Here is a 22264-nt window from a genome sequence, read left to right on the forward strand (position 1 = left end):
TGCTCCGGCATGGCGGGATACTCTTTTTTCACGATTTTTTGGATGATGAGGATTAGTTAGCCTGTTTACTTAACACTTCTTTACTGCTTCTACTGATTTTATTTTATTTCTGATGCCATCTCATTCTCTATAGGATCACTACGGACTCATTAAAGGTGTCCCAACGCAACAGCGTGTCTTCCCCTTCCCCTATCTGAAGACCTCCAATCCAGGATGTATCATGTTTTAATAGTGCCCAATCTGCTTCTCCGTTCAGTACCTGAATACCTAGTTCGGTCAAAGACAAGACACCGTGACGGAATTCGTCATGATGCTGCTGGAAGTTTGGAAAAGCTTGTACACCACTTAGTTGAAGTAAAGCATGAGGTTCATCCGTCATTCTCTTCAGATGAGCCCAATACTCCAGATCACCCATTCCCAAGACATGCAATTGGTCTCCAACGTGCTTGAATAATGGATAAGGGCTATCCACGCCCTCTCTTACGGCCTCCAGTGTGGATTGCTCAATGATGCCCAGTCCGTTCGATACAGAGGGCAGACGTGACAGGTGGGCCTTGAAAGCGGCATGTGCAAAAGGGAGAAGCGATGTATTTTTCAGCAAGTAGTCCTTGTGATCCTGAATGTCTGATGATGCATACGCTGTCCAAAATTCGCTGCCAGCCTGAATTTCCTCTGCCCCCATCACGTGCCAAGTACCTGATAAACGTCCAATCTGTGATGGTGTAAGCTGCCCAAGTCCCCGAAAATGTTCTATTTCCGGATAGGTATCGATGCATAACAGATTCAGCTTTGTATTCTTTAGGTCCTGTTCCCTGAAATAATGCAGCAAATACGATAGCATTGCCTGATCATAAAGGTCATACTCAAACCAAAGGACGATCTCTTCGTGCTGATGGAATGACTTAAGTGTCTGCTCAAGTTCTTTGATTTTTAAATATTCATTCTGTGGAATACCCAAGTGCTGCTCCAAATATATGGCACGTTCACTTCGATCCTTCTCATTACCCATATCTCTTGTTATCGGTCCAAATGTATAGAGCTCTCGCCAGACCAAAATTTCACCTTGAATCCCGCTTTGTCTTAATCGATCTGCCGCATGGTCACCATTCATAATGTGAAGCATTCCTTTTCCTCCTTCGTATAGATCACTAAATACTGAAATCACATCCGCCACAGGCAAAGAACGTCTGAGCCTGGATCTGGCATCATACAACCGTTTTTTTAGAGCCGGAACATTAACCCCGAGGAATTCCGACATTTCCTTGAGCGAGTAGCCCTGAAAATAAAACAGTTCAACAGCAAGCTGCATGGAAGTTGGCAAAATGGAAATCGAATCTCGCAGGAGGCGATGCACCTCTCCTTTCAAAGCCTGTTCTTCAGGATTATGAGCCTGATTCTCTTCCTGAATTGCATCCTGAATCTCCAGGACCGGGATGGTGCCATGCTGCTTACGCCTCATAAGACGGTAACACTGTCTTTCCACGATGATTTTGAACCACCCGGGAAAAGCATCAGGATTGTCCAGTTTGGACAAATTCGCAAAGGCCTCCGTGAAAGCCTCTTGTACCACATCTTCGGCCAGGAACGTATCCCCTAATTTTTGATAGGCGACAGTCAGTGCCATCCCGCGAAATTGCTTCACCAGCTGTTCATAAGCCTCGGCTTCCCCCTGGATTGCTCCATCGATCCATGTTTTCAATATGTTTTGCTCCTTCCTATGCGCTTGCTGCTTGATGTATTTATCTTTAAGTGCCATGATTTGAGAAAAAGGTTACTTCTGCTTATGTTTAATTTTCTATTTGATTATGCTCTTTATCATATTATAGGAAAAGCTGCCCCGTTTGCGGAATAACTTCCACATTCGAGACAGCCTGTGTATCGCCATATTATATTATGTTCTGTTTTTCTCTAAAGATTAGCGTCTGCTTGGTTGTTGCGGATAGTTGCCGATCACACCTGGATATTGATACAACAATGGCTCATCGAATGTTGCGTAGTCGAAATTGACCATGAGAAGCATGATCCGTTTTCCAGTGTTCGGGTCACTGATAATGATATGATCACGACCAGCGGCTTCCAGAATACCTTGGAAAATGCGGGCATTCCACTCTTTGTTGCCTTCGTATGTCATGTAGAATGTTCCACATTTACCCAGATTAAGCCGTAAAATATTTTCGATGTAGGATTGTTCAAACTGTGGCGCAGTAGTGGTTACCACTCCACCCGTAGGTGTCATTGGAGCGCCGCTTGAAACAAGCGGAGGTACGCTTGTGGAACTAGGTGAAACCATGCCTGGTGTTGGCGACATCATCGGCATACCGTTACCGATTTTATAAGACGTTCCTTGCACTTGTGAATTGGCTTGTTGGCCCATAACTTGTGTCGGTTGATAAGGCTGGTTAATCATATTGATTCCTCCCAAAATTTAAAATACACTCGGACAGTCTTCGCCTGTCGGACTAAAGAAACAATGCGCCTTGAAGCGGCCTGTATTTTGCTGATCATACCAAGTTGGCGGACATTCTCCTACCGGACGGAAAAACCACAGAGAGTTGCTGGCCGGCCAGAAGCGTTCACCATTAATGACACGCTGTGCCAAGCGTATTTCCGATTGTCTTGCCCGTTGGTAGAAATATCCTTTTTGCGTAGATTCGAAGCCACCCGGGTTCTGAAACACCATTCGATTAATGTCCCGAATATCACCGAAATCCAAACAATCGCCGAGCACCCGGTTTACACCCACATTGCCTACAAGCAGCATGCCTTGTTCGCCGTCACCTTCAGCCTCCGCTCTCATCAGTCTAGCGAGCAGCTTGACGTCTTCCGAGTTGGCTTTAATAACAGCCATATCCTGTTTCCTCCCTTGTTGAACCTCTTCATCACCGTATATCGTATTGTGCAGATGCCTATTCGGTGACACGATTTTATTTTTTTACCGTAAAAAAAATCCCGGAACCTCACCCTAAGTGAAGTCCCGAGACATAACATTTCCTATATAACCTGCCTATTCAGGGCTTGGCTTGAATCCAATAATCGTAAGCATGTACGATATTACCTTTGTAGGCTTTATACTCACTTAACAGATCGGGAAGCAGTGCCAGCTGACGCTCCATCTCCGCTGCGCCCTTATCATAAAATGAAATATGCCTACCTTCAAAATTCTCTTTCATCTCCACCGAGATCAAGAGTGGCTTGCCCAAACGATCCGCAATTTTCATTTCCTGACTGACGACGTCGGCAATTCCATTGGAGCCTTCAGCAATGTTACGGAATGCCATCAGAGATATGTGATCCAGTGTTGTGATCATGTATTCACTGACAGACATGTCCCTTCCTGGTAACGGATACGTATCCAGCCAAACGGCCAGATCGGCACTCGTTTCCAGATCACTGTCCTTTTTCGTCTCTTCATGGAAATAAGCAATATTGGCAGCCCATTCAGTCAGCAGCGTATCCCGATCATTTTCCCATTCAGGTAAGGTATATGGTTCAATATCGAGATGGATTCCCTTAAAACGTTCATCCGGTTCAGACTCAGCGTTATAATTTTTTACATAATCAATCAAGCGTTGTATCCGTGGCCGATTTTCCTTTTTCCCCCAGATTGGATGGCCGCCCATGGCATGAACCTCAATACCTTGAGCCTGTGCGCGCTTCACAAAACTGCGATAGCTGGAGTATGGCTGATCCAAATCAAGCCGGACGTATAACCAATTAATGTTTTGCTCTTTGGCGAATTCCAGAATATGATCTCCACCGTCATTCGTAACTTGAGAAGCCTGCCAGATATAGGTTCCCCTGATTTCCGGTTGATTGGATGGATTCTCTGGTAATGGTACTTCCTCTGGCTCCAGCTGCCCCCAGTACACGATGTCATGCACAGCTGAACCTGCGTAGGAAGCATGATCCGAGAATGCAGATGCCACTTCCCTTATGACACTCTCCAATTGTGCTGCACCTTTTCCGGCAAAAGTAGTGAACTCTTCCCCAGGCATCGGCTTGGTATTTACGCCAACGGTAACAGATACATCTCTGGCGTCCGCCCATATCATTTCCTGTTCTACCAAACGTATAATTCCATTATTTCCTTGCGCGCTGTCACGGTAAGCGAGCAGCGTAATATGATCAAATTGTCCGATAAACCAGTGTGACAACGACTCGTTATCCGCATCGTCAGTAATTCTGCTACCCGTCACAGTATAAGAATCTAGCCAAAAAGGCAAGTCGACATTCACTTCAACCGCACCAGCCTGTTTCACCTGTTCCAGCAAGAGCTTCATATTGACAACCCAGGATTGGACCAGCGGTTTGGCATCTTCTTTCCACTGTGGCAATACATAAGGTTTGATATCCAGATGAATGGCGTCAAATCGCTCTTCCGGTTTAGCAGCCAAGTTATAATTGCTCACCCAGGACGCCAGTTTGAGCATTGGACCTTCACGACCACTCACTGCCCATGAAGGATCTCCGCCCAGAGCTTCAACTGCAATTCCAGCCTTGCTGGCTTTGGATATAAACGTATGATAGACCTCCTCTGACAGATTCATATCCACATTCACATACAGTCTGTTAATCTTATGTTTAGCTGCATTTTCCAGCAGCTCATTTCCTCCATCACTGACAGACTTGGCCTGCCATACCCAGGCTGCTCGTATATCTGCGTCAGCTTCCGCAGTAGATTCAAAGCCTGTCATTATAATCCCTCCAATCAGCAGTAATAGCCAAAACACTTTCCGGGATGAGTTCCCGAACATAATCTCCCTCCATTCCTGTACTGTGGTAAAATCACATTTATTATAGCAACCGAGTTATCAAAAACAAATAAGCCCAAGTGCTTAACTTGGGCTTATTTCTGCTATGTTTTCAAAAGTTTACAATTGACCGGAGAAATCCCGGTACTAGTCCTCATATATCATTTTTCGGGTCATGCCTCCATCAATAATCAGGTTGGTCCCTGTGACAAAGGTATTGCTCGGATCGGACAAATATAAACAAGCGCGGGAGATATCTGAAGGAACACCCACACGTCCTGCCGGATGCTGTTCATGGTCCTCTGGCTTCAATTTTTCAACATTGCCTGTCTCAATCCATCCCGGACTGATACAATTGACCCGAATTTTGTCCTTACCCAAGGATACAGCCATGGCATGCGTCAATGCCACGATAGCTCCCTTCGAAGCAGCATAAGCCTCTGTTTCTGGCTCTGACATAAACGCACGTGTTGAGGCCATGTTCACAATCGCTCCGCCATTTTCGTTGTGCTTCATATGTTTGGCCGCTTCCCGGCTTGTGAGAAAGCAACTTCGCACATTGGTATTGAGTATATCGTCCCACTCTTCCAGCGTTAGCTCATAGGGAGATTTCCATCTGGAGACACCCGCATTGTTTATAAGTACATCAATCTGTTTGAATTCATCCATTGTCGTTTGAATGAGGTTCGTTATATCCTTCTCTTGACGTACATCACATTGGACAAAGATGGCTTCTCCGCCTTCATTGCGAATCGAAGCTGCTGCAGCAGCCCCTTCCGCTTCCTCATGGTCTGCAAGTACGACTTTAGCCCCTGCAACCGCATAGGCCTCAGCTACACTTCGACCGATTCCTTTGGCTGCTCCCGTCACAACCACGACTTGATCTGTAAATGACATCATCATTTCCTCCTCTATTGGGATGGTCCATTCATCACATAAGTCTACATCAACTCACCGAATATGAACCATAAATTGAATAAAGTCTCTTCTTATATACAAACACGTTAGCCCCATTAAGAAACGCTTGTCCGTAAAAGAAATTAAAAAAAGCTTACGCCACTATGGCGCAAGCCAGCCGGTTTATCCGCGTACACGTTCTGAATACAAACGATTGTAGCGTTCAAAGCCTACATAACGCGTTCCCTTGAAAGAGAGTCGACCTTCATCTCCCTCGGCGCACAAACCGTACTCATCACCATTCACTTTGAATTCGAGCCGATCCCCGCTCTCCACTTCAAAAGTAATGTAATAAAGCGTACGGGCTGTACTTCCTGGTTCGGAGTGCGACTGACTCATCTGCATTCTCCTGCTGGTAATCCGTGAAGGTACGGTAAGCAGAGGCTCTGAGTTATTGCGCCCCCATCTCCATACTTCTTTCCCTACCGACAGAAGAACAATACCTATAATCAGGACAAATACTACCGGAAAGACGGTTCCAAAAAAATCAAACATCCAGGATGATTCAATGCCCATGTCTCTCCCCTCCGTTCATCAAACCTAGGACAGCCGGAGTCTTGACCCGTCTTCTGTAATATATATGCGCTTGAACAGGGAAATTGTTATTTCGGATTCAAATTGGTTTTTCTGTTGGTTGTAATTTTTCCGAATGATCTATATCAGACTTAAATGCATTTTCCATGCTAACGAACCTTAAAAAGTAAAAATCCTGAATTGACCTTATTTGTATCCAGATGCGATTTATAAATCACAATAAAAAAATGCCCCCAATCTGGAGGCAATATATTGCTATAAGCTACATGTTATCTGCTCGTTTGTTAAGCGTACATCATATCCATATATCCGCGTGTAACTTCTCCGCCATCCGTCTGCTCCGGCTCATCAGCCTGTGCGTACTTCGCCATGCATGCTTTGACTTCTTCCTCAGTAGTGCAACGGTTGGCATCATCACATGTGTAGCATAATTGGAGCATGTATCTGGTTAACTCGTCCGCCTGCGTGAATTGAGCTTGTTCATTCGTTCTCATGTTCATCACTCCCATCTCTTCTTGAATTCAATATAACATCATTTGAAGGGATTTATTGTGATTTAATTCACAAAGTAATTAAAATGAAAAGAAACCCGGAGGTTCCTCTTCTAAACACGTTATATTCAACCGCAATTACAGTACTTTCCACCGTACACCGCCGTCTACGGTTTGCAGCAACAGCGATCTTTTGGCATCCGTATTTTCGACCAAAATCCAGCCCAGTTTCGAAGAAACCATTTGGAGCTTGACGATTTCAGGATACTCTTTGAGAATGTTTTCCAACACTTCACTTACAGGAAGTGCCTTCCAGGTTTTACCGGCATCTTTGGTGTAATAAGTCTTGCCTTTCTGCATGACCCAACCTTCCAAAGAGTTCAGAAATGTAGGAGTCAGACCGCGATTGATTCCGGTTTGTTTATTCAGACTGAACGTTGATAACTGCCAACTCTCTCCACCATTGGTAGTGAAAAATCCGTTAAATTTGGTACTCTCCCCCTGAGAACAGGATATCGACATCCAAGCTGTTTTAGCTTCCCGACCAAAAAATTGTGGGGAGCTGATGTTGAAATTACCACATCCATTAAATTTATTTCGGTCAAAAAACGAAGGTCCCACCTTCCAGTGTTGGCCACCGTCCGCTGTAACGTACAATTTCGGCGTACCGAACTCTAGAGCGGTCAAGAACCCGTGATCCGAGTCCGAGAAAGTCATCCCAGTTGAATATCCCCGTGTGGGGATCTCTGCAGATGCTGGTTTGCCGTCCTCGTCACTGGAAGTCATCTGATTCCATGTAATGCCACCATCTTCGGTAAGATACAGTTTTTTGTCTTGCTTGCCAATGGAAGTATCCACTGTGGTCAATATCCAGCCCTTTTCAGGAGAAACAAATGTAATGGCCGTCACCTTATCCGTCTTCGACAAGGAGGACAGACTCCAGCTCGCTCCTCCGTTGTTCGTGCGCAGTACCATTGTATCTGTTCCGCCCATCCCTTCACGAACAATCCATCCATGTGTACTATCTACAAAATAAATGCTTTGTCCATATTGCGGATTAGCTGGAAACTGGACATTTTCAGAAGGTGAGATGTTGATCCAGGTACTTCCCTGATCCTGAGTATAGTACAGACGCAAGGCGTTCCGCGTCACGCCCCATGCTAATCCACCGTTACCGTTAAGCAACTGGAAATCAGTTAAACGGGTCTGAATTTGATATTTAGCTGTATCCGCAGCTTGTGTACTGTTTGCGGGAGGAACAACAGTTAATGTTTGGCCCATATTTCCGTTATCTTCTTGCTCCTGTGGCGGTTCTGCCACCGGGGGCTCTCCCGAATCGGTGCAAGCCGCCAGCAGAGCAGCTATACCGATAGACAGCAACACTGTCTGCGCGATTTTGATCCATTGCGAACGCAAGTGGTTTCCACCTCTCTCATCCAATAAGCAGGCGCGCATGCCTGTCCATTCATGTTGTTTTTACGATTCATCTGAATCCACTGCTCCTATTCTACCACAAACGATGTCGAAAAGGCTCATCTCCACTCTCTGGAATCAAACAGCGATCTTTTTACTGTATCTGTTTCTTCTGTGGAACATAAACCAGGGTTTCGACGAAACCTTCCGCAAAAAGACATGAAATGTGAAAAAGTTTATAGACATCGCTCGCTTTTCACACGCTTATCCCTTAATATGGATGGAAGTATACCCCAAAAAGGAGAGGATATGAAAATGGTAAACAGTGCAGCGCTCAAACCAAGTCGTGTCGTTATTGTAGGCATGGGTGCGGTGGGAACAACAACGGGATACACGCTGATGTTAAGACAGCGTTCGTCCGAGTTGGTATTTGTGGATGTGAATCATGATAAGGCTACCGGCGAAATGCTGGATATGAACCACGGTCTCCCATTTACCGGAGGTGTTAAAGTATGGGCAGGCGATTACTCTGACTGCAAAGACGCAGACATTATTATTATTACTGCGGGTGCTTCCCAAAAGCCAGGAGAGACTCGCATTGATCTGCTGAAGAAAAATGCAAGCATTTTCAAAGAAATCATTGAACGTATTACTGAAGTTAATTCCCATGGTATTCTTTTGATTGCAACGAATCCTGTAGATATTTTATCCTATACTTCTTGGAAACAAAGCGGTTGGCCCGCTTCTCGCGTAATTGGTTCTGGTACGTTACTGGACAGCGCTCGTTTCCGTTACCTTATTGGTAAAAACAAAGGAATTGACCCACGCAGTATTCACGCGCATATTATCGGGGAGCATGGTGATTCCGAAGTACCAGTATGGAGTCTTGCCAACGTTGCAGGAACGAATCTGGAGCTGGATGAAGAAACACAGCAGGATATCTTCGACCGGACCAAAAATGCAGCTTATGAGATTATTAATGCCAAAGGAGCCACTTCGTATGCAATTGCGCTCGCTTTGGACCGTATTGTCGCTGCCATTCTGGGCAATGAAGGCTCTGTACTGAACGTTTCCACATTGCTGGAAGATTACAATGGCGTATCCGATGTATATCTGGGTGTTCCATGTGTGGTTGACCGCAACGGCGTGCGCGAGATTCTTCCCCTTCCTTTGAATGAGACGGAGAAAGTCGCTTTCCAGGCCTCTGCCAACAAATTGAAAGAGCAGATTGCCGGACTGGAGTAAATCCTGGTGTTGGACCAATCACGTTTTATCATGAGCAAAATCGTTAAGTTTGTATAACTAAAGGACCACCTGTAACTTCCTTAAGAGGATACGGGTGGTCCTTTAGTCTTGTAAATAGCTTACACTGTTGTATATCGTTAAGTTTCAATTCAATCTCTGGCTAGTTTATCACCCTATTTCATATGAACAAGAAAAGCAAACATTGATTATATTTTCAAGTTAACATAATAATTATTCCGTTAATATCACGAGATTATTTTATAATTTCTGATCCCCTCTCATATTTCCATTAAATGTATTATTGCTGCTCTATCATCAAAATGCAAAAAACCTGTCATTTTGGACAGGTTTCTCTACCATTACTTGCTTCTATTATATAAATGAAGCTTCTCTTTTACATATCAGCCACAAATGCGGGAAGTTTGACATCCAGTAAGGCCATCGCTTCTTCCTTCTCGCGGCTGGTTACATGGGTGTACACCGTGGTGGTTTGAATGGAGGAGTGACCCAACAGCTCCTGAACCGTTCGCAGATCTGCTCCGCGTCTAAGCATCATGGTTGCGAATGAGTGACGCAGTTTATGACTGGAATAGTTCACACGCTGATTGGAGGCTGATTCCTGTTGAAAACGTTCGAAGGTTTCAGTCGATATAAGCTGAATACTGCGAATCGACAATCGTTTCCCCTTTTGTGAGACGAATAATGCCTCTTCCTTCGCCCGCCATGGATCCAGCCGCTCCTGAAGAGCCTGCGATAACAGTTCGGCAACGGTCTCAGGTACAGGCAATGTACGCCATTTCCGGCCCTTACCGAATACATCCAACGTGCGCCGATCCACATTATAGTCTTTGCAGTTCAAGGCATGCACCTCTCCAACCCGCAACCCCATATATCCCATGAGCAGAAAAATAGCCAGATTTCGTGTACGATACTTGCCCTCGACCGATTGCAAAAATCGTTCCAAACCGCTTTCGTCAAGAAAGACGGGGGCCCGATTTTGCTCGGTTTTGGATTTCTTGATTCCGAAAGCGGGGTTATTGGTCACCAATTCAAGCTCAATCAATGACTTGTAAAAACAGTTAACCGCTGCGTGTTTCCGATTCCGCGTCGAGTCACTGACCCCTCTTTCCCGAGCTCGGGACAAGAAGGATAACACATGAAGTTTTTTGACCTGCTCCAGTGACTTTCCATGAATAGAGACGAGAAATTCAGCAACGTCACCTGTATATGATTTTACCGTATGTCCCGTGTACCCTGCATCTTTCATCCATATATGAAAAGCTTCAAGCTCATCAGCGTATTGCTCCTGAATCTCTTCAGTCATCATCTGTGTTTGTCACCACACTTCTATTTATTAGTCTACTATAATGACGTCGATTAGTGGGATAATCGCTTCGGGTTTTCCCTCACTGCGGGTGAGTAAAAATGAAGGCAGTGGATTTTCGTGCAGTCCATTCACTGATTCACAGATCTGAACAAACAAGTCCATACGCAAGGTCTCACCTTCACCCGCAACATCAATTACAGGCCATGTTTTCTCTGTACAGGATGGCCAGTAAGCCAATTCGTTTACCGGCACGATACTTAATTGTTTAATTTCAGGATGCACACGGTATATTCCCGTGGTCTGAGGTTTATCACCCAGCTTGTCTACCGAAATTATAGTTCTCGAATGTTCATCTGGAGCCGAATATATCGAATAACACCATGGTGTTACTCCCCAGGCAATCGCCATGAGACCGTCCTCCAGCAAGGTATCCGATAGATCACCCTCTCTGAATTGTTCAATCAGATTATGGTTTCCAGAACCGATCAGATCTTCTACACGTCTCGCCATACGAGACAGATCTGCGAGAATAAAGCCACCACTGCCGTAGGAGTCAAACACATGATTATCCCGTGTCCACACCGTTTCAAGCGCTGTATTCATCTGCGAAGCTTCGACTGGAAACAGACATATCGCTACAGTTACCACCTGAGCATATTTCACCATGGCATGCTGCTCGGGCTCCAGTGGCCCCTCCGCGATGCGGGGTGTTTTGACGTGCAGTGAAATTCGCAGCTCGTACTCCCCTTCTGCAAAGTCTCTCAAATTCAATACGATCGGATGATCTATTCCTTCAATGGGAGTGAGCGAGCATGTACTGTCTGGTCGCAGGGTAACTGTATATTGTGAGAATCCCAGCTCCTCCCCATATATGATAATGGTATCTTGCCGAACTGGCGGTGTATCCATATGCTGCGCAACAACCGATACTTTGCGTCCATCCTTCAAAAGGCGCTGCGGATCAATGTCCAATACAAATTCGTTTGTGTCTTCTGGATGTGAAAGGATTAGCTTCGTCTCGGCAAGTACGGCTGAGTCAGCCAATGCAAAACCGAAATTCGAATTTTGGTGATGTTGATTGGTATGTAATGGTGTGTTCATGATACATCCCCTCTCCTATGTCTGATGGCATGTCACACCCCCAAATATATGTTATATTTGCCCTGACCGCAACCCCGGTTCCACTCACAAGGACAGATGTATTACTTATTAGATACCCATATATAACCTTAAATATTACCATTTTTTTCATAATACACGAACTGCTCTCACAAAAAAAAGCCCCATACCACGCCGTTTTGGCGATGCGGTATGAGACTGTGGAGTTGACTCTATTAACGTATAGCTCCAAAGTTACAAATTAATTTACTAACCTTTTAAGATATCTCTACAATGTAGGGCATCTGCTATGGTAGCTATTTTCCCTTTATTGTTCTGAACGTGTCCGATATGCGGCGTGCCGGATTCAAATGGCTGTGATGACGTCCGTAGGCAAAGTAGATGATTAAACCAATAATTAACCAACCAAAGAACGTGATCCAGGTCAGAGCCGCAAGACGTGTCATGAGATACATACAGCCAACAGCGCTGAGAATAGGAATCAGTGGAACCAAAGGCACGCGGAATCCCCTTTTCAGTTCGGGGTTGTTTTTCCGCAATACGATAATCCCCAGACTCACAACCGCGAAAGCAAACAGTGTTCCGATGTTGGTTAACTCTGCCAGATGTCCAAGTGATATGAAACCTGAGAATAAAGCGACGATGATCCCAGCAACCCAAGTTCCCGTAGCGGGTGTTTGGCTTTTGCCACTGACTTTGGAGAATACCGGAGACAAGAGTCCGTCCCGTGACATGGAATAAAGCAAACGTGTCTGACCATACATCATTACAAGTAATACCGTGGTAATTCCCGTAATCGCTCCAAGCGAAACAATCCAGGACAATCCTTTCAACTGCACAAATTCAAAGGCAAAGGCAACCGGATCGCTCACATTCAACATGTGAAAAGGTACCATCCCTGTCAGGATCAACGATACAACGATGTAAAGCACGGTACAGATCGCAAGGGAGGCAATGATACCGATTGGCAAGTCCCGTTGAGGACGTTTCACTTCTTCCGCAGCCGTAGAGACCGCATCGAAACCAATGTAAGCAAAAAATACTGTTGCCGCCCCTGCGGTTACCCCGGAGATGCCAAATGGAAGAAATGGTTTCCAGTTATCCGGCTCCACATAGAACACACCCACACCGATGAAGATCAGAACCACGATAATTTTAATCGCTACCATGATTCCGTTGGCACGTGCCGCCTCTTTCACTCCACGGGTGAGCAGGAATGTAATGATTAACGTGATCGCTGCTGCGGTGATATCAAAATAGGTCCCCTTTTCAGGACTAAATGCACTGGTGAGCGCATGGGGTAATTGCAACCCAAATCCGGACAATAACGTTTGAAAATATCCAGACCAACCGCTAGCAACAGCCGCACTTGCAAATCCATACTCCAGAATAAGATCCCATCCGAGAATCCAGGCAATGACTTCGCCAAAAGCGGTATAGCTATATGTATACGCACTTCCTGAAGCAGGCACACTGGATGCAAACTCCGAGTAACACAATGCAGCGAAGGCACAGATAATACCTGCCAGCAGAAAAGACAGTACCAAACCGGGGCCTGCATATTTTGCAGCAGCAACGCCTGTGAGTACAAAGATACCCGTACCGATGATTGCTCCTACCCCGAGAGTCATCAGATCAAATGGGCCAAGCACCCTTTTCAACATGTTGCTTTCGTTATCTCCGGTGGCTATCGGCTTTTTTCTAAACAGGGAAGATCGATTCTGGTTTTGATTCATACACAGTTTCCTCTCGTATTGAAAATGATGATTGTATCCCTAAACTTCTAATATTTTTTTTGGTTCATCTGTTCTATGAAAAATCCTCTTGTTCTATCTTACCTATCAACTACAAAAATCTATCGATTTCTACACTTTGTCGCGTTGCTTTGTTAAATTTATTTCGGGATGATGGTATATTTTGTTCATTCCAGACGAAAATTATCATGATCTGTTGGACAGGGGTGATTATGAAAATCGTTTTAAATCAAAACTGCGTATAATTTATATTATGCGCAGTTTTTTAACAGCTTTTTTCTTCAGCAAAACATCATAAATCCGTTGTTACATGCAATTGTGCAAATACAGTGCCTTTTCGCCTCTTTTTGTTGCTAAATCCTTGTTTCCCCTGGTTTCCCCTGCCATGTTGCACGATAAAAAGGTACGCCAAAGAGCCGCATATCCCTATGCGGCCCATCACTTGTTACGCTATTAGATCTAAGAGAAATATATGAGATAGATGAGAACACTCTCACTTTCCATTCATTATGAGAATCGCTCTTTCACTCACATGGATCATCACACTTATGAAAATACAATTCGCTCTGCATCCGACATGCGATATTGAGATAGCAGATATTCTTTGCTGTCCAAAGCCTTCCGCCGGACCTCATTCAGATCGACATGCAGCAGCTTACCTTCGCGCTTCACCGGACGACCTGCTACAAATACAGTATCCACATTAGATGGATTGGCAAATTGAACGACGGCTCCAACCGGATCATGCACCGGGAACAAGTTAAGGTCGGTAGTTCGGATCATAATCAGATCCGCTTCTTTACCTGGCGTAAGTGTACCAATCTTCTGTTCAAGTCCCAGAGCCTTCGCCCCAGCAGAAGTTGCAAATCTCAGCACTTGACTGGATTGCAGATTAAGCTCACCTGGCATTTCACCCTGCAGCAAAAGTTGTTCATTTTCCCGGGAACGTTCAGCTTGAAGTGCAAATTTCATCTGGGAGAACATATCTCCACCCGTTGATGTTACAACATCGACTCCCAGGGTTGGAGTTCCTCCATTTTCAAGAAAGTACCCTGTTGCCGGGTACCCATGTCCCATCATCATCTCTACTTCCGGTGTGACGGACAGCGAGGCCCCGCTGTCGGCCAACATTTTATATTCATCCGTATCCATCGTATTTCCGTGTACGACGTTCAGACTTGGGCTCAGCAAACCAGCCTCATACATTTTACTTATCGATCGATCTACAGATCCCCAGCTTCCAAAGCCGACATGCATTGAACATATCGCATCCAGCTCTTGGGCAAGCTGAATTTCCTTCACCGCGGTATCCCAATGGCTGAACTCCGGACCACGAATAGCAAGGCCGAACGTAAGCAGCTGATCCCGTGAGGAAAAATACTGTTCCTTGACTCTTCTCACATCATTCGAATACGTCAGCTGGCTCTCTCTGTTCCAGTAGGGCGTCTCACCTGGTAGACCATAAGCGAAAACCGACCGAATACCCGCATCTTGAAGTCCACGAATCAGTTCATCCGTGTGCTCCGGGGAATACGGCATACTCCAGTCAAGCACCGTGGTCACCCCTGCATTAAGCGCTTCCAATGAACCCAACAAATTGGCGATATAGCTGTCTTGTGGCCGGAGTTTACTTCCCATCGCTCCATAATAGAGATTTTGCAGATAGACCGGCAGTGACCAGTTGGTTCCCGCTGTTTTTACAAGTGACTCCCATACATGCCGATGCGTATCTACAAGTCCAGGGAGTATAATCATTTCCGATGCATCTATAACTTCCGCTTCAATACAATTCAGGTCGGGCTGGATGGCAGTTATAAGAGAATCCTCAATGAGAACGTCCGCCCGTCTATACTGACCCACCGACGAATCCATAGACAATACACAACCATTTTTCAGTAGATAACTTGTCCCCACAAGACACATCTCCAATCATTGTTTTTTTGGATTTACGCTTGAATCCCGGTTGTTAATCTCTGACTGAATTATTGACTGAATTACTAACTGAATTATTTTAAGTTCATATATATTATATAGCAGTTATTGGGAACATGCAATTTCTGGATTTCATATTTTCTTTCTAGTATTTTCCTGTCTATAACAACAAAGTACAGCAAATCACACTTTCTGTGCGTACATCTTACTCTTGCTGCTGATCCTTCTTCTGTTTTGCCCGAAATCTTCTAACCTTCATTAAATTACCGCACATCTTGTCATCACAATATTTCTGAGTTCTGCTACGCGTATCGTCATAGAAAATCCAGCGACAATCCGCATTATCACAGATACGTATCCTTCTCCCATCCCCTTCAACCAATGTGTTGGCAAAATCGGCCGCGACCTCTGCCATGACCTGTTGCCATTGACTTCCTACAGGAATAAGTGAAAGTTTCAGTCCCTCATCTCCAGTGTTCAATCTTCTTATGACTTGACCTTTCTCCATTATGCCGTTAAGCCATTCCTTGTCTTTGTCCGATAATGTATTACCATCAGATAAACGAGTTGCAAGCGCCTGCAATTCATTTCTGAAGTTTCTCAAGGCTCCATGCTCTTCTGAAGAAGCAGGTATCAATGCGTTCAGTTGCCATTGTTTGAGGAATGCCTGCTGCCATTGAGCTTTACCAAGCCTGTCCTCTGAACGATTTCCGCCACGCCAGTCATGGTAATCACTGTTCACATAATCAGTCCATAGTCTATCCATATATACCTCCGCTAAATTGTAACGTTCTAATGGTGAAAAAGATAGTTACAACCATTCCTGTTTGGGTTATATTAATTGTAACCACATTTAAGCACTTTAGCTAGTTACCATGAATTCATTTTAGGGAGGAAAAATCGATGACTACAACAGCAACAGAACTATTGCTCATTCAGAAAGATGACACCTGGGATCAATGTAACTGGATTGTGCCTTTATCCAAGGCACTCGAAGGACTTACTGCTGAACAGGCAGCCTGGGTTCCATCATCCAGTGGATTAAGCATCTGGCAGTTGGCTAACCATATGTATTACTATAATTATCGTTTGATGAGTCGCATTCAGGGCAAAACACCCTCCGGTACACCTGCCGAAAACAATGAATCCACCTTCGGTGATCCCGGCGACCCTTCCGATACCACTGGCTGGAATACACTTATGCAGAAAACAACACAATTAGCCGGACAGCTTCGTGATCAGCTAGCTTCATTGGAAGAATCCGATCTTGAAGCTCCATATATGGATACGGATGAAAAATGGGCTCATGAACTAGCTCGCTGGGTACTACACGATGCGTATCATGCAGGCCAGATTGTATTACTACGCAGACAACAAGGGAGCTGGAATATCATATTCTAAAAAAACACTTGAACTGCTAGCGCTTACAGGAATAAGATGGACTTATTAATGTTACAGCTTGTTCAATACACAATATAATTGAATAGGATCTTCGGGGTAGGGTGCAATTCCCAACCGGCGGTGATGTTCTTCGGAACCAGCCCGCGACTCGCTGTTTGACCCGATGTAGGGATTCAGCGACTGACTTGGTGTGACTCCAAGGCCGACGGTACAGTCCGGATGAGAGAAGATCAACACATTGACATGCCGTTACGGAAAGGCTTATTTTCGTACGACATGTTTATGATTGAGCCCCCGTTTATTTGGTGTATACCAAAACGGGGGCTTTTGTCGATTTTGCCAACTGAAGATTCCGTGTTCTGACGAAGGAGTCCTGAATATGGAAAAGACCCAATCTGCATCAACAGCTTACCGCAAGGAACGAAGCAATACCGGATTCTGGCTCGTCGTGCTCGGCGCCGCCCTTTGGGGTGTAGATCCACTGTTTCGTATTATTTTGCTCAAAACGATGACCTCCACTCAGATTGTACTGGTGGAACATATTATTGTCAGCCTTGTGGCAATTCCCGTGTTGTGGAAGTTCCGGGCTGATCTGAAAAACCTGCGTGCACGCCACTGGATTGCCGTGATTTTTATCTCCTGGGGAGGATCTGCTCTCGCCACGGTCTTATTCACCCTGGCGCTGACACATAACGATCCCAACACCGTTTTGTTATTGCAGAAGATGCAGCCGCTATTTGCGATTGTTCTGGCTAAGCTTTTGCTGAAAGAAACATTGCCTCGCCGCTTCGGCGGACTGTTTATCATTGCACTTGCAGGAACATACCTGCTCACGTTCGGATTCACTCTTCCCATTGGCAACTGGGACAATTGGGTTCATGCAGGCAGCCTGTTATCACTGGGTGCAGCTGCATTGTGGGGCGGTTCAACGGTTATGGGACGGCTGATGCTGGGGCAAACCCGTTATGAAACGGTCACCTCCCTGCGCTTTGTCGTAGCCTTGCCGCTGCTGATCTTTATGACTTGGAACGAAGGTGCTGCCTGGACATTCCCTTCCGCTACAGGTGAACAGGCGGCTGTAGCACTTAATATTCTGGGTCAGGCATTACTGCCAGGGTTGCTGAGTCTTCTCTTATATTACAAAGGGCTCTCTTCCACCAAAGCCTCAGTCGCAACGCTCGCAGAACTGAGCTTCCCGATGGCCGGTGTACTGGTAAACTGGATTGCATTCCGTACATTAATTACATGGGAGCAACTGGTGGGCTTCATCCTCATCTGGATTGCCCTATTCGCTATCTCCAAACAGCAAGAACGCTCAGCGAGTCCGGCTGATGCTGCACCGAAGCTTCGTACAAATTGAAATTGTATATAAATGCAAATCAATTAAGGCACTGCACATCCTTCGAGATGTATAGTGCCTTTTGTCTTTTTACTATTCCGATGGTACGATGACTTAGGGAATAATAGATCAAGTTAATTTAGAGAGGAACGATCATCATGTCTTCATCTTCATCATTTTCATATACATCTTACGATGCCATAGGTTTGGCTGAATTGGTTCGCGCTCGGGAGATATCTCCTGTCGAATTGCTTGAAGCGGCTTATGCTCGCCTGGAAGAAGTGAACCCGCAGCTCAATGCAGTCATTCGTACATATGAAACACGCGCTCGTCAGGAAGCAAGTATGGTTCATCCGGGAGAGCAACCCTTTGCCGGCGTGCCCTTGTTATTGAAAGATATCTCTCAATCCCTGGAAGGTGAAATTCTCACCTCAGGTTCCCGCCTTCTCCGTGAGCATCGTTCACAACGGAATTCCAATTTCGTTTCCCGTCTGCGCGATGCAGGCTTCATTATCATTGGACATACCAATACGCCGGAATTTGGCCTGAAAAACATTACCGAACCCCGTCTTCACGGTCCAACTCGAAATCCATGGAATACGAATCACTCACCCGGCGGTTCAAGTGGCGGCGCCGCTGCCGCAGTAGCCTCGGGTATTGTCCCCCTTGCAGGAGCAAGTGACGGCGGCGGTTCCATCCGAATTCCTGCTTCATTCAGCGGCTTGTTCGGACTCAAACCTACACGTGGACGGACACCTGTTGGACCAGGGGTTGGCCGTCAGTGGCAGGGTGCTTCGATTGATTTTGCCTTGTCCCGTTCCGTTCGTGACAGCGCTGCTTTACTGGATACATTGCAAGTGATTCAACCGGAAGCTGCGTTTCATGCTCCCCTCTTCCCAGGCAGCTATCTGGCTGATATGAACTACCCTCATCAACGCAAACTGAGAGTTGCTTACACGACAGCTTCGCCTGTAGGTACACCAGTGAGTGAAGAAGCCAAACAAGCTGTATATAAGACAGTCCGCTGGCTGGAAGAACAAGGTCATGAGGTTGAAGAAAAACTAAGTCCGGTGAATGGTGTCAAATTAATGGAGAACTATTACATGATGAACAGCGGCGAAATGGCGGCGATGATCTCTTCGATGGAACGTTCTATGGGTAGAGCATTAACCTCTGATGATATGGAGATCGAGTCTTGGGTTCTGGCTGAGGCCGGCAAAAAAGTATCCGCTGCCGAATTCGTACATAGTTTGGCCGAATGGGATGTTGCCGCAGCTCAGATGTCTACGTTGTTTGAACGGTATGATTTTTATGTCACACCCGTCAATGCTTTTTCCGCTCCCAAGATTGGAGAATTGACACCTCATGATGAACAGATTCAGTATTTGATGCGCATTAGTGATTTGGACAAGATCCAGCAACAACAGTTGATTTATGAGATGTTTGAACCAAGTCTTACCTACACACCGTTCACTCAGCTCGCGAATCTGACAGGTCAACCAGCCATGAGTGTTCCTGTTCACCTGACTCCTGAAGGCCTGCCCATGGGTGTACAAATTATGGCAACGAAAGGCCGTGAAGACTGGTTGCTTCATCTGGCTGGTCAGCTGGAAACATCCGAACTATGGGTCGGCATGCAGGGTAATCCACTGTTTCCAGTATAAACTCTGATTACAATCTATATCATTTTCAATGTGAGCCGTATGTTTGCCAAAATGCATGAAAGCCATGTCAGCTCCGCATACTGAAAGCAAAAACAGCGGAGGAATGTGACGAATGAATATGAATACAACGGAACGCCACAAACAGGCTGTTCGCATCCCGGCCAAAACGGGTTATGCCGTTAAGGTAAATAAGGGTTCATTAATTCGGGTGACCGATTTGGAGGGGCAGCAGGTCGTTGATTTTGTTGCATATGATGCTCAAAATGCCAATAATCGACTAGACCCAGGTGTAACGATGGACGTACTGCGGTCCTACCGGATCAAACCAGGACAAACCGTGTATTCCAATCAATATCAGCCGTTGCTTAAGATCGTTCGTGACACGGTTGGTGTTCATGATTTTTTCAACTCCGCCTGTCGTCCGGAAATGTATGAAGTTTTATACGATAAAAAGGATCATGCCAGCTGCTATCATAACCTAAATCAGGCTCTTGAACCGTTCGGGATCTTGCCGCCGGATCAGCATTATCCGTTTAATCTGTTTATGAAATCGGTTGTAGATGATCTTGGCAAGATTGACGTTGTAGCTCCAGATTCCCGCGCCGGTGACTATGTGGAGATGGAGGCACTGACCGATCTGATTATCGGTTTATCCGCCTGCCCATGTGAAGAGAGCTCATGCAACGGATTTCATTGCACAGCTATTCAGCTGGATGTAGAATCCATGGCAGATTAAGAGACGCACAGCTTGTTCTAATTTGCTCCAGTCGGGAATACGATGACTTGTACCCATATGGTCTGACTTACCGGTACAATTCGTCGAACCCGTTAAGGAGTGAACGTGTATATGTCTGTACTGTTTAGTTATATTATTCTGGGAATCTCACTATCAGCTCCAATTGGTCCGATCAATGCCGCTCAGTTGGATCGGGGAGCCCGCCATGGATTTATGCACGCCTGGATTTTGGGGCTTGGTGCCATGTTTGCAGATTTGGTGTACATGCTTCTGATCTACTTTGGAGTTGCCCATTTTCTGGACACGCCGTTCATGCGCTCGTTTCTTTGGTCATTTGGAAGCTTTATTCTGGTGTATACCGGTGTGGAAACACTGTCGAAGTTAAAAGACGGCATTCAGGCCTCTTCTACAGCAGAAGCGAGGGTTGGGAAATCTTTTGTCTCTGGCTTTCTCATGGCCCTGTCCAATCCCCTGAATATTCTATTCTGGCTCGGCATTTACGGCTCTATTCTCGCTACAACCGTGAAGCATACCGATACCGCTCATCTGCTAATATACAGTTCTGGTATTTTCATAGGCATCCTTGTATGGGATGTCATCATGGCTGGCATGGCAAGTCGATTCCATAAACGCAGCAACGAAACCGTTTTGCGTTGGATCTCCATCATCTCGGGTATCTGCCTGATTGGTTTTGGCCTGTACTTCGGGCTTGAAGCTGTACGATCTATCTTTTTCTAACTTAAAAACTACACTGGACAGTCACCCAACACCATCCGCATTAATACGTTAACGGTATCATGTGGAATGGAGTTGGGGAATCAATGGCAGAGCTGTACAGTGCCGATGAAATAAATGCATCATTCAAAGGCCTGCCCGAATGGCAGCAGGACGCATATTCAAAATTTTCCAATATGATTGCAGATGAGGATAATACGTATCCTTGTGTACCTGGACGTATGGGTTTTCTCTCAGGACATCTGAGATATGGATTCACAAGGGATCCACGTACACAAGCTTCTGCTGAAGACATGGCGGAATTACTTCGTCAATATGGTCCCATTTCTCGGGATACGGGACATTATGCTTCTTTGGTTGTCATTTGCGATACAACAGATGATTTGAGAAACAACACTACGGTAGAGCAGTATCAGTCCTTGTTCTGGGAGATGCTTAACCGGGTAAGCTCACTCGATACCGCCTCTTGGCCTGAACATATTTCAACTGATCCGCATGAAGCGACATGGGAATTTTGCTTTGGCGGGGAGCCTTACTTTTGTTTCTGTGCCACTCCCGCGCACGAGCTTAGAGCCAGCAGGCACTTCCCCTATCTTATGTTTGCTTTTCAACCACGATGGGTGTTTGAATCGATTAATGACAACACACCTCTTGGCCGGAAAATGAAAACTTTGATCCGCAAGCGGTTAGCAGCCTATGATGCCATTCCTGCTCATCCTTCCCTCATGTGGTATGGACAGCAGGATAACCTGGAATGGAAACAATATTTCCTGCCCGATGACGAGCAGACCCCTTCCAAGTGCCCATTCATGCGCATGAAGCAAGCCATTAGCAAAATGACAAAATAGCTTATACGAGACACCCTT

At 45.6% G+C, this 22264-nt stretch carries 20 protein-coding genes and 1 riboswitch; of the genes, 7 read left to right on the forward strand and 13 right to left on the reverse strand.

Annotated elements, in window-relative coordinates:
• Nucleotides 1-127: 127 nt before the first annotated feature.
• From DC345_RS20700 to DC345_RS20735, 8 genes are all read right to left on the reverse strand, one after another.
• Complete coding sequence (locus DC345_RS20700; RefSeq protein ID WP_113054696.1) at nucleotides 128-1699, reverse strand: sigma-70 family RNA polymerase sigma factor; 1572 nt, start codon at nucleotides 1697-1699, stop codon at nucleotides 128-130.
• Between the two features lie 216 nt (nucleotides 1700-1915).
• On the reverse strand, nucleotides 1916-2407 hold the full coding sequence (gene gerQ, locus DC345_RS20705) for a spore coat protein GerQ (RefSeq protein ID WP_397333696.1): 492 nt from the start codon (nucleotides 2405-2407) through the stop codon (nucleotides 1916-1918).
• An 18-nt stretch (nucleotides 2408-2425) separates the two neighbouring features.
• A complete protein-coding gene (locus DC345_RS20710) occupies nucleotides 2426-2848 on the reverse strand; it encodes a cell wall hydrolase (RefSeq protein ID WP_113054697.1) in 423 nt (140 codons plus the stop codon).
• Between the two features lie 160 nt (nucleotides 2849-3008).
• On the reverse strand, nucleotides 3009-4694 hold the full coding sequence (locus tag DC345_RS20715; protein WP_258530736.1) for a hypothetical protein: 1686 nt from the start codon (nucleotides 4692-4694) through the stop codon (nucleotides 3009-3011).
• A gap of 204 nt (nucleotides 4695-4898) precedes the next feature.
• The gene (locus DC345_RS20720; protein WP_113054699.1) at nucleotides 4899-5648 is read right to left on the reverse strand and encodes an SDR family NAD(P)-dependent oxidoreductase; all 750 of its coding nucleotides are present in this window, start codon (nucleotides 5646-5648) and stop codon (nucleotides 4899-4901) included.
• Nucleotides 5649-5831: 183 nt separating this feature from the next.
• Nucleotides 5832-6224 carry a DUF2500 domain-containing protein gene (locus DC345_RS20725; protein ID WP_062319566.1) on the reverse strand — a complete coding sequence of 131 codons (393 nt, stop codon included), beginning with the start codon at nucleotides 6222-6224 and terminating at the stop codon, nucleotides 5832-5834.
• 302 nt (nucleotides 6225-6526) lie between these two features.
• The gene (locus tag DC345_RS20730; RefSeq protein ID WP_146752149.1) at nucleotides 6527-6736 is read right to left on the reverse strand and encodes a hypothetical protein; all 210 of its coding nucleotides are present in this window, start codon (nucleotides 6734-6736) and stop codon (nucleotides 6527-6529) included.
• 135 nt (nucleotides 6737-6871) lie between these two features.
• Entirely contained in the window at nucleotides 6872-8149 is a 1278-nt protein-coding gene (locus tag DC345_RS20735; RefSeq protein WP_181586675.1) for a WD40/YVTN/BNR-like repeat-containing protein, read from the reverse strand.
• 312 nt (nucleotides 8150-8461) lie between these two features.
• On the opposite strand from DC345_RS20735, the gene DC345_RS20740 reads away from it, so the two are divergent.
• Nucleotides 8462-9391, forward strand: coding sequence for an L-lactate dehydrogenase (locus DC345_RS20740; protein WP_090898036.1), 930 nt, complete (start codon nucleotides 8462-8464; stop codon nucleotides 9389-9391).
• A gap of 394 nt (nucleotides 9392-9785) precedes the next feature.
• Here DC345_RS20740 and DC345_RS20745 read toward each other — a convergent pair whose 3' ends face one another.
• From DC345_RS20745 to DC345_RS20765, 5 genes are all read right to left on the reverse strand, one after another.
• Nucleotides 9786-10718 (reverse strand): tyrosine-type recombinase/integrase, encoded by a 933-nt coding sequence (locus DC345_RS20745; protein WP_113054702.1) that lies wholly within the window; start codon nucleotides 10716-10718, stop codon nucleotides 9786-9788.
• A 27-nt stretch (nucleotides 10719-10745) separates the two neighbouring features.
• Nucleotides 10746-11819, reverse strand: a complete 1074-nt coding sequence (locus tag DC345_RS20750; RefSeq protein WP_113054703.1) for a hypothetical protein — start codon at nucleotides 11817-11819, stop codon at nucleotides 10746-10748.
• A 314-nt stretch (nucleotides 11820-12133) separates the two neighbouring features.
• Entirely contained in the window at nucleotides 12134-13573 is a 1440-nt protein-coding gene (locus DC345_RS20755; RefSeq protein WP_113054704.1) for a branched-chain amino acid transporter BcaP, read from the reverse strand.
• Between the two features lie 564 nt (nucleotides 13574-14137).
• The gene (locus tag DC345_RS20760; protein ID WP_258530737.1) at nucleotides 14138-15505 is read right to left on the reverse strand and encodes an amidohydrolase family protein; all 1368 of its coding nucleotides are present in this window, start codon (nucleotides 15503-15505) and stop codon (nucleotides 14138-14140) included.
• A 223-nt stretch (nucleotides 15506-15728) separates the two neighbouring features.
• A complete protein-coding gene (locus DC345_RS20765; RefSeq protein ID WP_113054706.1) occupies nucleotides 15729-16289 on the reverse strand; it encodes a CGNR zinc finger domain-containing protein in 561 nt (186 codons plus the stop codon).
• A gap of 137 nt (nucleotides 16290-16426) precedes the next feature.
• Here DC345_RS20765 and DC345_RS20770 point away from each other — a divergent pair, with 137 nt between their 5' ends.
• The 6 genes from DC345_RS20770 (at nucleotide 16427) to DC345_RS20795 (ending at nucleotide 22246) form a co-directional block, all read left to right on the forward strand.
• Nucleotides 16427-16924 (forward strand): DinB family protein, encoded by a 498-nt coding sequence (locus DC345_RS20770; protein WP_113054707.1) that lies wholly within the window; start codon nucleotides 16427-16429, stop codon nucleotides 16922-16924.
• An 83-nt stretch (nucleotides 16925-17007) separates the two neighbouring features.
• Nucleotides 17008-17159, forward strand: a riboswitch (FMN riboswitch).
• A gap of 144 nt (nucleotides 17160-17303) precedes the next feature.
• Nucleotides 17304-18284 (forward strand): DMT family transporter, encoded by a 981-nt coding sequence (locus tag DC345_RS20775; RefSeq protein WP_113054708.1) that lies wholly within the window; start codon nucleotides 17304-17306, stop codon nucleotides 18282-18284.
• A gap of 137 nt (nucleotides 18285-18421) precedes the next feature.
• Nucleotides 18422-19927 (forward strand): amidase, encoded by a 1506-nt coding sequence (locus DC345_RS20780; protein ID WP_113054709.1) that lies wholly within the window; start codon nucleotides 18422-18424, stop codon nucleotides 19925-19927.
• 112 nt (nucleotides 19928-20039) lie between these two features.
• A complete protein-coding gene (locus DC345_RS20785) occupies nucleotides 20040-20663 on the forward strand; it encodes an urea carboxylase-associated family protein (RefSeq protein WP_258530738.1) in 624 nt (207 codons plus the stop codon).
• A 111-nt stretch (nucleotides 20664-20774) separates the two neighbouring features.
• Nucleotides 20775-21401 (forward strand): LysE family transporter, encoded by a 627-nt coding sequence (locus DC345_RS20790; RefSeq protein WP_113054710.1) that lies wholly within the window; start codon nucleotides 20775-20777, stop codon nucleotides 21399-21401.
• A gap of 83 nt (nucleotides 21402-21484) precedes the next feature.
• Nucleotides 21485-22246, forward strand: coding sequence for a YqcI/YcgG family protein (locus DC345_RS20795; RefSeq protein ID WP_113054711.1), 762 nt, complete (start codon nucleotides 21485-21487; stop codon nucleotides 22244-22246).
• Nucleotides 22247-22264 lie beyond the last annotated feature (18 nt).

Origin of the sequence: Paenibacillus taichungensis (assembly GCF_003287275.1) — a bacterium.
Lineage (GTDB): Bacteria > Bacillota > Bacilli > Paenibacillales > Paenibacillaceae > Paenibacillus > Paenibacillus taichungensis_A.

Coding starts and splice junctions, on each gene's coding strand:
- gerQ (WP_397333696.1), bottom strand. CDS start 2,407: ATGATTAACCAGCCTTATCAACCGACACAAGTTATGGGCCAACAAGCC.
- DC345_RS20710 (WP_113054697.1), bottom strand. CDS start 2,848: ATGGCTGTTATTAAAGCCAACTCGGAAGACGTCAAGCTGCTCGCTAGA.
- DC345_RS20715 (WP_258530736.1), bottom strand. CDS start 4,694: ATGACAGGCTTTGAATCTACTGCGGAAGCTGACGCAGATATACGAGCA.
- DC345_RS20720 (WP_113054699.1), bottom strand. CDS start 5,648: ATGTCATTTACAGATCAAGTCGTGGTTGTGACGGGAGCAGCCAAAGGA.
- DC345_RS20725 (WP_062319566.1), bottom strand. CDS start 6,224: ATGGGCATTGAATCATCCTGGATGTTTGATTTTTTTGGAACCGTCTTT.
- DC345_RS20730 (WP_146752149.1), bottom strand. CDS start 6,736: ATGAGAACGAATGAACAAGCTCAATTCACGCAGGCGGACGAGTTAACC.
- DC345_RS20740 (WP_090898036.1), top strand. CDS start 8,462: ATGGTAAACAGTGCAGCGCTCAAACCAAGTCGTGTCGTTATTGTAGGC.
- DC345_RS20745 (WP_113054702.1), bottom strand. CDS start 10,718: ATGATGACTGAAGAGATTCAGGAGCAATACGCTGATGAGCTTGAAGCT.
- DC345_RS20750 (WP_113054703.1), bottom strand. CDS start 11,819: ATGAACACACCATTACATACCAATCAACATCACCAAAATTCGAATTTC.
- DC345_RS20755 (WP_113054704.1), bottom strand. CDS start 13,573: ATGAATCAAAACCAGAATCGATCTTCCCTGTTTAGAAAAAAGCCGATA.
- DC345_RS20765 (WP_113054706.1), bottom strand. CDS start 16,289: ATGGATAGACTATGGACTGATTATGTGAACAGTGATTACCATGACTGG.
- DC345_RS20770 (WP_113054707.1), top strand. CDS start 16,427: ATGACTACAACAGCAACAGAACTATTGCTCATTCAGAAAGATGACACC.
- DC345_RS20775 (WP_113054708.1), top strand. CDS start 17,304: ATGGAAAAGACCCAATCTGCATCAACAGCTTACCGCAAGGAACGAAGC.
- DC345_RS20780 (WP_113054709.1), top strand. CDS start 18,422: ATGTCTTCATCTTCATCATTTTCATATACATCTTACGATGCCATAGGT.
- DC345_RS20785 (WP_258530738.1), top strand. CDS start 20,040: ATGAATATGAATACAACGGAACGCCACAAACAGGCTGTTCGCATCCCG.
- DC345_RS20790 (WP_113054710.1), top strand. CDS start 20,775: ATGTCTGTACTGTTTAGTTATATTATTCTGGGAATCTCACTATCAGCT.
- DC345_RS20795 (WP_113054711.1), top strand. CDS start 21,485: ATGGCAGAGCTGTACAGTGCCGATGAAATAAATGCATCATTCAAAGGC.